Origin of the sequence: Demequina rhizosphaerae (genome assembly GCF_000971255.1) — a bacterium.
GTDB classification, from domain to species: Bacteria; Actinomycetota; Actinomycetes; order Actinomycetales; family Demequinaceae; genus Demequina; species Demequina rhizosphaerae.
This window is the reverse complement of the sequence record NZ_BBMC01000004.1, coordinates 108,779-121,200: the sequence shown is the minus strand read 5'-3', so window position 1 is coordinate 121,200 and position 12,422 is coordinate 108,779. Positions and strand designations below refer to the sequence as shown.

13 protein-coding genes are annotated in these 12,422 nt (G+C 75.0%); 7 read left to right on the top strand and 6 right to left on the bottom strand.

Going from position 1 to position 12,422, the window contains the following annotated elements; translation table 11 throughout:
• Nucleotides 1–27: 27 nt before the first annotated feature.
• From AOM07_RS06745 to AOM07_RS06725, 5 genes are read left to right on the top strand one after another with little or no spacing between them, the layout of a single operon-like run.
• Nucleotides 28–1,158: a hypothetical protein gene (locus AOM07_RS06745; RefSeq protein WP_062312051.1), complete on the top strand. Its 1,131-nt coding sequence runs from the start codon at nucleotides 28–30 to the stop codon at nucleotides 1,156–1,158.
• A complete protein-coding gene (locus AOM07_RS14680) occupies nucleotides 1,155–1,793 on the top strand; it encodes a DUF4129 domain-containing protein (RefSeq protein WP_062312048.1) in 639 nt (212 codons plus the stop codon). The genes AOM07_RS06745 and AOM07_RS14680 overlap by 4 nt, the downstream gene beginning before the upstream one ends.
• Nucleotides 1,790–3,004 (top strand): DUF4350 domain-containing protein, encoded by a 1,215-nt coding sequence (locus AOM07_RS06735; protein ID WP_156171844.1) that lies wholly within the window; start codon nucleotides 1,790–1,792, stop codon nucleotides 3,002–3,004. Before AOM07_RS14680 ends, AOM07_RS06735 begins: the two co-directional genes overlap by 4 nt.
• 23 nt (nucleotides 3,005–3,027) lie before the next feature.
• Nucleotides 3,028–4,032, top strand: a complete 1,005-nt coding sequence (locus tag AOM07_RS06730) for an AAA family ATPase (protein WP_062312600.1) — start codon at nucleotides 3,028–3,030, stop codon at nucleotides 4,030–4,032.
• 1 nt (nucleotide 4,033) lies between these two features.
• A complete protein-coding gene (locus AOM07_RS06725; protein ID WP_062312042.1) occupies nucleotides 4,034–5,323 on the top strand; it encodes a DUF58 domain-containing protein in 1,290 nt (429 codons plus the stop codon).
• Between the two features lie 17 nt (nucleotides 5,324–5,340).
• Here AOM07_RS06725 and AOM07_RS06720 read toward each other — a convergent pair whose 3' ends face one another.
• Complete coding sequence (locus AOM07_RS06720) at nucleotides 5,341–6,336, bottom strand: stage II sporulation protein M (RefSeq protein WP_062312040.1); 996 nt, start codon at nucleotides 6,334–6,336, stop codon at nucleotides 5,341–5,343.
• A gap of 41 nt (nucleotides 6,337–6,377) precedes the next feature.
• Between AOM07_RS06720 and AOM07_RS06715 the strand changes: the two genes are divergently transcribed.
• A complete protein-coding gene (locus AOM07_RS06715; RefSeq protein ID WP_062312038.1) occupies nucleotides 6,378–7,199 on the top strand; it encodes an RDD family protein in 822 nt (273 codons plus the stop codon).
• A 25-nt stretch (nucleotides 7,200–7,224) separates the two neighbouring features.
• Here the strand turns inward: AOM07_RS06715 and ahcY are convergent, their stop codons facing one another.
• The 5 genes from ahcY to AOM07_RS06690 are packed head-to-tail and all read right to left on the bottom strand — an operon-like array spanning nucleotide 7,225 to nucleotide 11,931.
• Nucleotides 7,225–8,664 (bottom strand): adenosylhomocysteinase, encoded by a 1,440-nt coding sequence (gene ahcY / locus AOM07_RS06710; protein ID WP_062312036.1) that lies wholly within the window; start codon nucleotides 8,662–8,664, stop codon nucleotides 7,225–7,227.
• Nucleotides 8,665–8,674: 10 nt separating this feature from the next.
• The gene (locus tag AOM07_RS06705; protein ID WP_062312035.1) at nucleotides 8,675–9,121 is read right to left on the bottom strand and encodes a hypothetical protein; all 447 of its coding nucleotides are present in this window, start codon (nucleotides 9,119–9,121) and stop codon (nucleotides 8,675–8,677) included.
• Nucleotides 9,122–9,135: 14 nt separating this feature from the next.
• A complete protein-coding gene (locus AOM07_RS06700; protein ID WP_062312034.1) occupies nucleotides 9,136–10,080 on the bottom strand; it encodes a cation diffusion facilitator family transporter in 945 nt (314 codons plus the stop codon).
• Nucleotides 10,081–11,514 carry a phosphomannomutase/phosphoglucomutase gene (locus AOM07_RS06695; RefSeq protein ID WP_062312033.1) on the bottom strand — a complete coding sequence of 478 codons (1,434 nt, stop codon included), beginning with the start codon at nucleotides 11,512–11,514 and terminating at the stop codon, nucleotides 10,081–10,083.
• A 57-nt stretch (nucleotides 11,515–11,571) separates the two neighbouring features.
• Nucleotides 11,572–11,931 (bottom strand): DUF3499 domain-containing protein, encoded by a 360-nt coding sequence (locus AOM07_RS06690; RefSeq protein WP_062312032.1) that lies wholly within the window; start codon nucleotides 11,929–11,931, stop codon nucleotides 11,572–11,574.
• Nucleotides 11,932–12,020: 89 nt separating this feature from the next.
• On the opposite strand from AOM07_RS06690, the gene AOM07_RS06685 reads away from it, so the two are divergent.
• On the top strand, nucleotides 12,021–12,422 hold the full coding sequence (locus tag AOM07_RS06685; RefSeq protein ID WP_062312031.1) for a metallopeptidase family protein: 402 nt from the start codon (nucleotides 12,021–12,023) through the stop codon (nucleotides 12,420–12,422).

The following is a 12,422-nucleotide window of genomic DNA, read 5'->3' as shown; positions in this document are numbered from 1 at the left end:
TGGGCGGGACCGCACCGAGAGGACGCCATGGACGACCGCGACGAGGCCGCCGGATGGGCCGCCCCCACGCCCGTCTCCCCTGATAGCGGGGCGACCCCCGCATCGTCCTCGCCCGCGCCCGGATCCGCGCCCGCGTGGCCCGCGCCGCCCGCCCCGCCGCACGCGGCTCCCGGCCCGCCGTCGGCGCCCACGGCGACGGCGACGATGCCGGCCGCCCCCACCGCGGCCTCGTGGCAGCCGGGCTTCATGCCGCTGCGCCCGCTCGGCTTCGGCGACCTGCTGGGCCTGCCCTTCCGCGCGATGCGATACAACCGCGCCGTCGTGGTGGGTGGGCCGCTGCTCCTCACGCTCGGCGCGACCGTGCTCATGGTCGCGGCCATGTGGCTGCTCTTCACCGACCCGTCGCTCGCGCTCATGGACCCGACCTCGCAGGCGGACGCGATCTCGGGCAGCACCATCGGCGTCTTCATCGCCGCGATCGTGGCGGCGCTGCTCGCGGACGTCTTCTCGAGCGCCGTCGTCGCCCCCGGCGTCGCGCGCGGCGCGCTCGGCGAGCGCGTGAGGCTCGCCGAGGCGTGGAGGGCCGTCCGCCCCCGCATCGGCTCGCTGCTGCTGCTGTACCTGCTCGCCTCGGTCACGCTCGCCGCCGGCATCGTGCTCGCCGTCGTGCCCGTGACGATCGCGGCGGCGAACGAGAGCGTCTCCGGGATCGTGCTGGGGCTGCTGTTCGCCGCGGCCGTCGCGATCCCCGTGGGCGGCCTCGTCACGCTGGTGGGCGGCATCGCGCGGCCCGTCATCGTGCTCGAGCGACGCGGCGCGATCGACGCGATCCGCCGCACCACGCGCCTGCTCAAGGGCCGCTTCTGGTGGTCGGTGCTCGTCGTGCTCGTGGCCACCGTGCTCATCGGGCTCGTGTCGAGCGTCGTCAACCAGGTGGGCGGCTTCGGTGCCATGGCCGTCACGCTCGTCGCTCCCGACAGCGTCGTCGTGCTGGGCATCGCGTTCGCGCTCGTGCTGGCCCTGTCGCTGGTGATCTCGTACGTCCTCACGTACTCGTACCTGGGGTCGCTGTTCGCGCTGCTGCTCATCGACCTGCGCATCCGCCACGAGGGCTTCGACCTCACGCTCGCCGAGGCCGCCGAGGCGCGCCGCGCGTGAGCCTCGACGCCCCGCCGCTGACACCCGACGCGGACACCGCGCGCCGATGGGCGGTCGAGGAGCTCGCGAAGGACGAGTACCGCGAGGGCGGCACGTCGTGGCTCGAGCGGGTGCTGCGCTGGTTCTCCGACCTCCTCGAGGGGCTCGGCGACGGCGTGGGCGGCACCGCCGGACCCACCGGGACGGTCGTCGCGGTGCTCGTGGGGCTCGCGCTGGTCGCGCTCGTGCTGTGGCTGGTGGTGGGGCCGATGCGCCGCAACCGGCGGGCCGCCGCCGAGGAGGGCCTCTTCGCGGACGAGCGCGGCGCCGACGCGCTGGCCGAGGCGGCCCGCGCCGCCGCATCGTCCGGCGACTGGGCCTCCGCCACGCTCGACCTCTACCGCGCGCTCGTGCGCCGCCTCGCGGAGCGCGACGTCATCGTGCTCGGCCCCGGCCTCACCGCGGCCGAGGCCGCCGCGCGCGCGGGCGCGGCCCTGCCGGACCTCGCCGGACGGCTGCGCACCGATGCGGACGCCTTCGACGGGATCCGCTACGGGCACGTGGCGGCCACCGAGGCGACCTACGCGCACGTGCTGGAGACGATGCGCGCGTGCGCGTCCGCGCGGCCCCGCCTCGCCCCGGCGGAGGCGACGTGACCGCGACCGCGACCGCGACCGGCGAGCTCGTCACCACCGCGAGGGGCCCGGGCCTGCGCGCCCGGGCGCGCCGCGGCCGGCTCGGCATCGCCGCCGTCGTGCTGCTCGGCGGCCTCGTCGCGATGCTCGTCATCGGCGCGCGGCCCGGCGACTACGTGCCGCTGTCGACCGAGAACTCGACCCCGACCGGCACCCGCGCGCTCGCGCAGATCCTGCGCGCCCACGGCGTCGAGGTGCGCCAGGTCGACCGTCTCGCCCGGTCCGCCGTGCGCGACCCCGACGCCACCACCGTCGTCATCGCGAACGCGTCCCTGCTCACCGGCGGGCAGGTGCGCTCGCTCCTCGACTACCCGGGCGACCTCGTGCTGCTCGGCGAGTCCGGCGACGCGCTCGCGGCGCTCGGCATCGACGCGACCGAGGAGCCCGTGCTGCTGCCCGAGACCGTGCCCGCGGGGTGCGACGACCCCGACGCGCTCGCCGCCGGGACCGCGCGGGTCGACGTGCTCGGGCTCGCCGCGGCGGGCGACGGAGGCGAGCTGTGCTTCACGCAGCGGTCCGGGCTCGCGGCCCTCGCGCGCGTCGACGACGGCACCCGCACGGTCACCGCGATCGCGTCGGCGGAGCTGCTCACCAACGCGCGGCTCGACGCGGCCGGCCACGCGGCGCTCGCGACCCGCACCCTCGGCCGCCACGCCGACGCGGTCTGGTACGTCGCCGACGGGCTCGACCCGAGCCTGCTCACGTGGGCCGGCGCCGGCGGCGACGGGGACCTGCCGACCGAGGTGGAGGCCACCCCCGACTTCCTGCCGCCCGGCACCGGCACGGCGCTGTACGCCCTCGCGCTCGCGGTGCTGCTGGCCGCATTCTGGCGCGCCCGCCGCTTCGGGGCGCTCGTGCGCGAGCCGCTGCCGGTCGAGGTGCGCGCCTCCGAGGCGACGCGCGGGCGCGCCCGCCTCTACCGCCGCGCCCGCGCGACCGGCCGCTCCGCCGCGTCGCTGCGCGCGGCCGCTGCGCTGCGGATGGGGCGCCGCATCGGCGTGGGCCGGTCCGACGGCAGGGACGCGCTCGTCACCGCGGTGGCGCGCGCCTCGGGACGCCCCGAGCCCGACGTCGACCGCCTCCTCTACGGCCCACCGCCCGCCGACGACGCGGCGCTCCTCACCCTGATCTCCGAGCTCGACGCACTGGAAAGCGAGGTCCACCGACCGTGAACGAGACCACCCCGCCCGAGGGCATGCCCGCCGCCGAGGCGCCCGCCGAGACCCCCGCATCGTCCACCGCGACCGCCACCGCGGACGCACGGGACGCGCTCGGCCGGCTCCGGACCGAGGTGGGCAAGGCCGTCGTGGGCCAGGACCAGATCGTCACCGGTCTGGTGATCGCGCTGCTGTGCCGCGGGCACGTGCTGCTCGAGGGCGTGCCCGGCGTCGCCAAGACGCTCCTCGTGCGCGCGCTCGCCGCGTCGCTCGACGTCGACACCAAGCGCGTCCAGTTCACGCCCGACCTCATGCCCGGCGACGTCACCGGCTCGCTGGTCTACGACGCGCGCACGGCCGCGTTCTCGTTCCGCGAGGGGCCGCTGTTCACCAACCTCATGCTCGCGGACGAGATCAACCGCACGCCCCCGAAGACGCAGTCCGCGCTGCTCGAGGCGATGGAGGAGCGCCAGGTCACCGTCGACGGCGAGGGCCGTGCGCTGCCCGACCCGTTCCTCGTCATCGCGACCCAGAACCCCGTCGAGTACGAGGGCACGTACCCGCTCCCCGAGGCGCAGCTCGACCGCTTCATGGTGAAGCTCACGGTGCCGCTGCCGACGCGCGACGCCGAGGCGGACGTGCTGCGCCGGCACGCGTCCGGCTTCGACCCGCGCGACCTCGCGGCGGCCGGCGTCGCGCCGGTCGCGTCGATCGCGGACCTCGAGCGGGCGCGCGCCGAGGTCGCGGGCGTGGAGATCTCGGACGACGTCGTGGGCTACATCGTCGACCTGTGCCGCGCGACCCGCGAGGCGCCGTCCGTGTCGCTGGGCGTGTCCCCGCGCGGCGCGACCGCGCTCATGCAGACGTCCCGCGCGTGGGCGTGGATGCGCGGCCGCACGTACGTCTCCCCCGACGACGTCAAGGCGCTCGCGACGTGGACCCTCGCCCACCGCATGCGCATCCGCGCCGAGGCGGAGCTCGAGGGCGTCACGGCGGCCACGGTGCTCACCTCGGTGCTCGCGACGGTGCCGGTGCCCCGCTGACATGCACGTCACCGGTTGGACGGTCGCGCTCGCGGCGCTCGGGGCGCTCCCCGCGGCGCTGACGCAGTCGCGTACCGTCGCGTGGGCGTGGGTGCTCGGGGTCGTCGCGCTCGCGCTCGTCGACACGTGGCTCGCGCCGCCGACGCACGCGGTCGGCGTGCGCCGCGAGGCGCCCGGCTCCGTGCGGCTCTCGCAGTCCGCGACCACGCGGCTGCTCGTGGCCAACGTGGGCCGGCGCCGGGTCCGCGGCGCGGTGCGCGACGCGTGGCAGCCGTCCGCGGGCGCCTCCGGGGAGCGCCACGCGTTCGCTCTCGCGCCGGGCGAGACGGAGACGTTCCGCACGGCGCTCACGCCGACGCGCCGCGGCGACCGCCACGCCGGGCCCGTGACCATCCGCACGTACGGCCCGCTGCGGCTCGCCGGCCGGCAGCGCTCGCTCGAGGCGCCCGCGCGGCTGCGGGTGCTGCCCGAGTTCGCGTCGCGCCGGCACCTGCCGTCGCGCCTCGTGCGGCTGCGCGAGATCGACGGCCGCACCGCGGTCCGGCTCAAGGGCGCCGGCGCGGAGTTCGACTCGCTGCGCGACTACGTCATCGGCGACGACGTCCGCACCATCGACTGGCGCGGCACCGCGCGGCGCGGCGAGGTGGTGGTGCGCACCTACCGCCCCGAGCGCGACCGGCGCGTGGTGATCGCGCTCGACAGCGCGCGGCTGTCCGCCGCCCGCGTGGGCGACGCGCCGCGCCTCGACGCGTCCATCGAGGCGGCCCTGCTGCTCGCCGCGCTCGCCGCGCACGCGGGCGACCGCGTCCAGGCGACCGCCTTCGACCGCGCGGAGCAGGCGCGCGCGGCGTCCACCGGGTCGCGCATAGTCGCCTCGCTCGCGGACGCGCTCGCGACCGTCGAGCCGTCGCTGCTCGAGCCCGACTGGCCGGCGCTCGTGCGCCTCGTCGAGTCCCGGGTGTCGCAGCGCTCGCTCGTGGTGCTGCTCACCACGGTCGACACGTCCGCGATGGACTCCGGCCTGATCGAGGCGGTCGCGGCGCTGCAGCGCAGGCACCAGGTGCTCGTCGGGTCGGTCGAGGACCCCGAGCTCGGCGAGATGATGGCGGGCCGCGAGGACGCCGACTCGGTCTACGGCGCCGGCGCCGCCGCGCGCGCGATGCTCGAGCGGGAGGCCGTCGCGACGCGGCTGCGGCAGCTCGGCGCCGAGGTGGTGCTGGCGCTGCCCGACGACCTCGCGCCCGCGGTGTGCGACCGCTACCTCGCGCTCAAGGCGGCCGGACGGCTCTGAGCGTCCGAGCGCGCGCCTCAGCCCGCGAGCGCCGCCTGGTCCGTCGCGAAGTCGCCCTCCGCGTCGCCCGTCGCGCCCGCCCGGACCGCGGCGCGGCCGGCCACGAACACGTACATCCAGAACGCGACGACCGCGACGAGCCCGATCACGATCTTGAGCCACCACGGCATCGCGGAGCCCGTGACGAAGCCCTCGATGAGGCCCGACGCGAACAGCGCGATGACCAGGCCCAGCGCGACCGCGATCGCGCCGCGACCCTCCTCCGCGAGGGCCCGCCCGCGCGGGCGCGGGCCCGGCACGAGCATCGTCCAGAACAGCCGCAGCCCCGTGCCCGCCGCGACGAACACGGCCGACAGCTCGAGCAGCCCGTGCGGCGCGATGAGCTGGAAGAAGACGTCGAGCGCGCCCGCCTCCGCCATCACCGCGCCCGCGACGCCCAGCTGGATCACCGTGTTGTACATGAGGTACAGCGGGAAGATCCCGGTGATGCCGAACGCGATGCACTGGGCCGCGAGCCAGCCGTTGTTGGTCCACACGGTCGCGGAGAACGAGCTCGAGTCGTACTCGGTGTAGTAGCTCGCGAACTCCTCCTCCGCGATGAGCGCGCGGGTCTCCGGCGGGCCGATGAGGTCGAGCGACCCCGGATGCGTGAGCGTCCACCAGCCCGACAGCCAGGCCAGCAGCACCACCGCGAGCGCGACCGCGACGCCCCACCACCGGACGCGGTGGAACGCGGCCGGCAGCACGACGGTGAGGTAGCGGCGCGCGTCGCGCGTCGACACCGTGTGCGCGCCCGTGAGCCACACGCGGGCCGAGGCGAGCAGCACCGACAGCCGGGACACGACCGACGGCTCGGGGGCGGCGGACCGCACGGCCGCGAGGTCGCCCGCGGTCGCCTGGTAGAGCCGGGTGAGCTCGTCGGCCTCGGCGCCGGTGAGCCTGCGCGCCCGCGACAGCTCCTTGAGCCGCGCCCAACGCGCCTCGCGCACGGCGCCGAAGGAGTCGATGTCCACGCCGCTACGATGCCACAGGAGGCCGCAGCCAGGGAGGACGCATGACGGACGAGGACGCGATCCTCATCGGCGAGGGCGTGGTGCTCGACTCGGGCGCCGCCTCCGTGCCGCTGCGGATGCTCTCCGGCGCGATCGACATGGTGGTGACCCTCACCGTGCTGATCGTGGGCCTGTCGATGCTCGAGCGGGCCGGGGCGGACCTCAACGACGCGTGGGCCCGCGCGATCGTCATCGTGTGGACCGTCGCGTGCCTCGTCCTCGCCCCCATGACCGTCGAGACCCTCACCCGCGGCCGCTCGCTCGGGCGCTGGGCGGCCGGCCTGCGCATCGTGCGGGACGACGGCGGGCCGGTGAGCGTCCGCCACGCGGCCGCCCGCGCGCTGCTCGGCGTGCTCGAGCTCTACGGCACGCTCGGCATGCTCGCGGTGACGGTGTCGGCCTTCGGCACGCGCGGCAAGCGCATCGGCGACTACGTCGCGGGCACCTACGCGATGCGCACGCGCGGCGCGAAGCGCGCGCTGCCGCGTCTCGTCATGCCGGCGGGGCTCGCGGGCTGGGCCCGCACCGCCGACATCACGCGGCTGGGCGACGGCCTCGCGCTCACGGCCCGCATGTTCCTCACCCGCGCCCCGGACATGCACGCGCCCTCGCGGGTGCGCGTCGGCACCCGGCTCGCGCAGCAGTTCGCCACGCACGTGTCTCCCCCGCCGCCGGCCGGCACGCATCCCGAGGCGTTCCTCGCGGCGGTGCTGGTGGAGCGTCGCGACCGCGAGCAGCGCATCGAGGAGGCGCGCATGGCGCGCGCCGAGCGGGACGGCGACGCGCTGCGGCGCCTGCCCTACGGCATCCCCGACGCGGACTGAGCCCGCGCGGGGACGATGCGGGGGCTCAGTACCGGTAGTGGTCAGGCTTGAACGGGCCCTCGACCGGCACGCCGATGTAGTCCGCCTGGGACTGCGACAGCTCGGTGAGGCGCACGCCGAGCGCGTCGAGGTGCAGGCGCGCGACCTTCTCGTCGAGCTCCTTGGGCAGGCGGTGCACGCCGAGCGGGTAGGCGTCGATGCTGGTCCACAGCTCGATCTGCGCGATCACCTGGTTGGTGAAGGACGCGCTCATGACGAAGCTGGGGTGGCCGGTCGCGTTGCCCAGGTTGAGCAGGCGGCCCTCGCTCAGCACGATGATCGAGTGCCCGTCGGGGAACACCCACTCGTCGACCTGCGGCTTGATGGGCGTGAGCTTCGCGCCCGAGCGGGCCAGGCCCGCCATGTCGATCTCGTTGTCGAAGTGGCCGACGTTGCCGACCACGGCCTTGTCCTTCATCGCGGCCATGTGCTCGACGCGGAGGATGTCCTTGTTGCCGGTCGTCGTGATGAAGAAGTCGGCCCGGTCGACGTAGTCCTCGACCCGCGCGACCTCGTAGCCGTCCATCGCCGCCTGCAGCGCGCAGATGGGGTCGACCTCGGACACCACGACGCGCGCGCCCTGGCCGCGCAGCGCCTCGGCCGCGCCCTTGCCGACGTCGCCGTAGCCGCACACGAACGCGACCTTGCCGCCCATGAGGACGTCGGTGGCGCGGTTGATGCCGTCCGGCAGCGAGTGACGGATGCCGTACTTGTTGTCGAACTTCGACTTGGTGACGGAGTCGTTGACGTTGATCGCGGGGAACAGCAGCTCGCCGCGGCGGTGCATCGCCTCGAGGCGGTGGACGCCCGTGGTGGTCTCCTCGGACACGCCGACGATCACCTCGGCCATGCGCGTGAAGCGCGTGGGGTCGGCGGCCATCGAGCGGCGGATGACCGCGCGCATGCCCTCGACCTCGGCGTTGTAGTCCGGGTCCTCCTCCTCGAGCGGCGCGGGCACCTCGCCGAGCGCCTCGAAGCGCGCGCCCTCGTGCACGAGCAGGGTCGCGTCGCCGCCGTCGTCGAGGATGATCGTGGGGCCGTCGTGGCCCTCCCAGCGCAGGATGCTGTCCGTGTACTGCCAGTACTCGGGGATGGTCTCGCCCTTGATCGCGAATACCGGCACGCCCGCGGGCGCCGAGTACGTGCCCGCGCCCACGACGATCGCGGCCGCCGCCTCGTCCTGCGTGGAGAAGATGTTGCACGACGCCCAGCGCACGTCGGCGCCCAGCGCGGTGAGGGTCTCGATGAGGACGGCCGTCTGCACGGTCATGTGGAGCGAGCCGGCGATGCGGGCGCCCGCGAGCGGCTGCGCCTCGCCGAACTCCTCGCGGAGGGCCATGAGGCCCGGCATCTCCTGCTCGGCCAGCCGGATCTGGTTGCGGCCGGCCTCGGCCAGCGCCAGGTCCGCGACGACGTGGTCGATCATGAGGGCTCTCCTAGGCTCGGGACGCCCGCCTCCGCAGCTCCTCGGCCGCCCTGCGCTCGAGCGCGAGGACGGCGACGGGGCCCTGGGCGGGCACGATCGTCATTTCTACCATCCCCGGGTCGCCCGCGCCCGACGCCGTCGCGACGGGCTCGTGCCCCAGGCCCGCGACGGGCACCCGCACCAGGTTGCGGCCGTCCTCGATGCCGACCGCCAGGTTGCCGTCGGTGGTCACGGTGGCCCAGGCCGCGGTGCCGGAGGACGATGCGCGCCACACGTCGGTGGGCCGCTCCCCGGGCGCCAGGGCGAAGGCGCTCATCACCCACGACCCCATGACCGGGGACGGCGCCCGCGACGCCCGCGCCGCACGCCGCCGGGCGACGAGGGCCCGCACGAGCACCCCGCGGAACATCCAGGCCGCCACCAGGGGCAGCCCGACGAGCAGCGCGAACCAGTCCATCGCGGCCCCTCGGCTCAGAGCGCGGGCCCCTCGCCCTCGCTGCTGGCAGCATCGTGCCTGATATCGGGCTCGATGAAGATGAGGCGCACCGCAGGGACGGCCTCGCGGATGAGCGCCTCCGCGGTGTTCGTGCGCGCCGCGATGGCCTCGAGCGTCTCGTGCGCGCCGGCGCCGACCTTGACGGCGACGAGGATGTCCTCGGGGCCCAGGTGCGAGGTGCGGAGGTGGATGACGTCGGGGTAGCCGCCCTCGGCGAGCGCCGCGCGGATCTTGGCGAGGTCCTCCTCGGTGGCGGACTCGCCCAGCAGCATCTCGCGCGTCTCGCGCGCGAGCACGAGCGCGATGCAGACCAGCAGCACGCCGATCATCGCGGTGCCGCCCGCGTCCCACCGCCCGTTGTCGGTGAGCAGCGTCATGACGACGCCGAAGAACGCGAACACCAGGCCGATGAGCGCGCCGAAGTCCTCGAGCAGGATCACGGGCAGCTCGGGCGAGCGCGAGCGCTGGATGAACCGGCCCCACCCCACGTTGCCGCGGATCTTGTTCGACTCGATGATCGCGGTGCGGAAGGACATCCCCTCGAGCGCCATCGCGATGAGCAGGACCACGACCGGGACCCACTGCCACGACTCGATCGGCTCCGGGTGCTGCCACTTGTGCCACGCCTCGTACAGCGCGAACAGGCCGCCGACGCTGAACAGCACGACCGCGACGATGAACGCGTAGAAGTAGCGGTAGCGCGCGTAGCCGAACGGGTGCTCGGGGGTGGCCTCCCGGCGCGCCTTGCGGGCGCCGAGGAGCAGCAGGAGCTGGTTGCCGGAGTCCGCGACCGAGTGGATCGCCTCCGCGAGCATGGACGAGGCGCCGGTGAGCGCCCACGCCCCGAACTTGGTGACGCCGATGCCGAGGTTGGCGCTGAGCGCCGCGATGACCGCCTTGGTGCCGCCCTCGGTCGACATTCAGCCCTCCCGGATGACGGCGAGGACCCGGTCCCGCATGCGCTCCATCAGCTCGGTGCCGTCGGCCTCCGAGTTGAGGCGCAGCAGGGGCTCGGTGTTCGACGGGCGCACGTTGAACCACCAGCGCTCGCCCTCGCCGGGCGCGGGCCAGTGCTCGACGGTGAGGCCGTCGAACTCGTCGGAGTAGACGTCGTCCGTGACGAAGGCCGCCTTGACGCGGGCCAGGGCGTCCGGGACGGAGTCGACCGTCGAGTTGATCTCGCCGGAGGCGACGTAGGGCTCGTGGGCCGCGATCATCCCGGACAGCGGGCCGTCCTGCGAGCCGAGCGCCGCGAGCACGTGCATCGCCGCGAGCATGCCCGAGTCCGCGTAGAAGAAGTCACGGAAGTAGAAGTGCGCGCTGTGCTCGCCGCCGAACACGGCGTTGAGGCGCGCCATCTCCGCCTTGATGAAGCTGTGGCCCACGCGCGAGCGCACGGGCGTGGCGCCCGCCTCCGCGAGCTGCTCGCGCACGGCGCGCGAGGAGATGAGGTTGTGGATGACGGTCGGCCGGGCGGACGGGTCCGCCGCGAGCTCGCGCGCGGTCTCGCGCAGTCCCACCAGGCACGTGATCGCCGAGGGGGTGACCACCTCGCCGCGCTCGTCGATGACGAAGCAGCGGTCCGCGTCGCCGTCGAAGGCGAGGCCGATGTCCGCGCCGTGCTCCCGCACCGCGGCCTGGAGGTCGCGCAGGTTCGCGGTCTCGAGCGGGTTGGCCTCGTGGTTGGGGAACGTGCCGTCGAGCTCGAAGTACAGCGGGATGATCTCGAGCGGCAGCTCGGGCAGGCCGGCCGCGGTGCCGAGCACCGCGGGGACGGTGTAGCCGGCCATCGCGTTCGCGGCGTCGACCACGACCTTGAGCGGGCGGATGCCGTCGAGCGGGACGAGCGAGCGCAGGAACGCGCCGTACTCGCCGACCATGTCGCGGGTCGTCTCGGTGCCGCGGGTCTCGGCCGCGGCGGGCGGCTCGACCAGGTAGCGGGACGCGAGCGACCGCACGTCGGCGAGGCCCGAGTTCTCGCCCACCGCGCGGGCGCGGCTGCGGCACAGCTTCATGCCGTTGTACGCGGCCGGGTTGTGGCTCGCGGTGATCATCACGCCGGGGATGTCGAGCGCGCCGGACGCGTGGTACAGCCCGTCCGTCGAGCACAGCCCGATCCGCACGACGTCGACGCCGCGCGACGTGAGGCCCTCGGCGACCGCGTCCGCGAGCCACGGCCCGCTGTCGCGCATGTCGTGGCCGATCGCGACGGTGGTCTCGCCGTCGGGGAGGACGATCGCGTCCGCGAAGGCGGCGCCGATGGCGGTCGCGACCTCGACGGTGAGCGTCTCGCCCACGATGCCGCGGACGTCGTAGGACTTGATGAGCTGGGACAGGTCAGGTGCGGTCGTCACGCGGTCAGACTAGCGGCCTGCGGCACCTGCGTCCTTAGCCGAAGGTTCATTTGTCCTTTAGGCGTCGTTGGAGATCACGCGCAGGTGCCCGCGGCGCGGCTCGGAGGCCACGGGCGCGGGCGGCACGAAGGCCGGCGCGGGGCGCGGACGCCCCGCCTCGCGGACCGCGCGCGCGAGCGCCTCGAGGTCGTCTGTCGACGGCTCGGGCTCCGCGAACTCGGTCTGGATGTGCACCACGTCCCACCCGCGGGGCGCCGTGAAGCGGTCCGCGTGGTGCGCGCAGAGGTCGTAGCTGTGCGGCTCGGCGGAGGCGGACAGCTGTCCGACGACCACGGTCGAGTCCGCGTACACATAGGTGAGCGTCGCCGCGGCGGGACGCGAGCACGACGAGCGCGAGCACTGACGGGTGGCGATCACGCAAGCGACGGTACCCCCGTGCGCCGGGCTCGCCGTGCTGCCACGCCGGGTCGCTGCCCGGGCGGCGCCGCGGGCGGTAGCCTCGCCGTATGTCCCGGCGCGATCGTCACGGCCGCGGCCTCCGCAGGCCCCTCCTCCCCTTCGGCGCACCCGGCTACCGCACGCGTGCCGAGCGCTTCGACGACCTCGTCGCGGACGCGGTCGAGCGCCTCGAGCCGCGCTGGGGCGACGAGTGGGGGCGGATCGAGTTCGGCACCGAGGACGTCCCGCCGTCGGATCCGACGCCGTGGGAGGAGGGCGTCCCGCTCGGCCGCCTGTTCCCGGCGGACCTGGGCCAGCCGACGCGCGTGGTGCTCTACCGGCGCCCCCTCGAGCAGCGCTCGGATCCGGCGGACCTGCCCGCGCTCGTGAGGGACGTCGTGGCGGAGCACGTCGCACACGTCGTCGGGCGCCCGCCCGAGGAGGTCGACCCGGAGTACGGCACGGGCTGA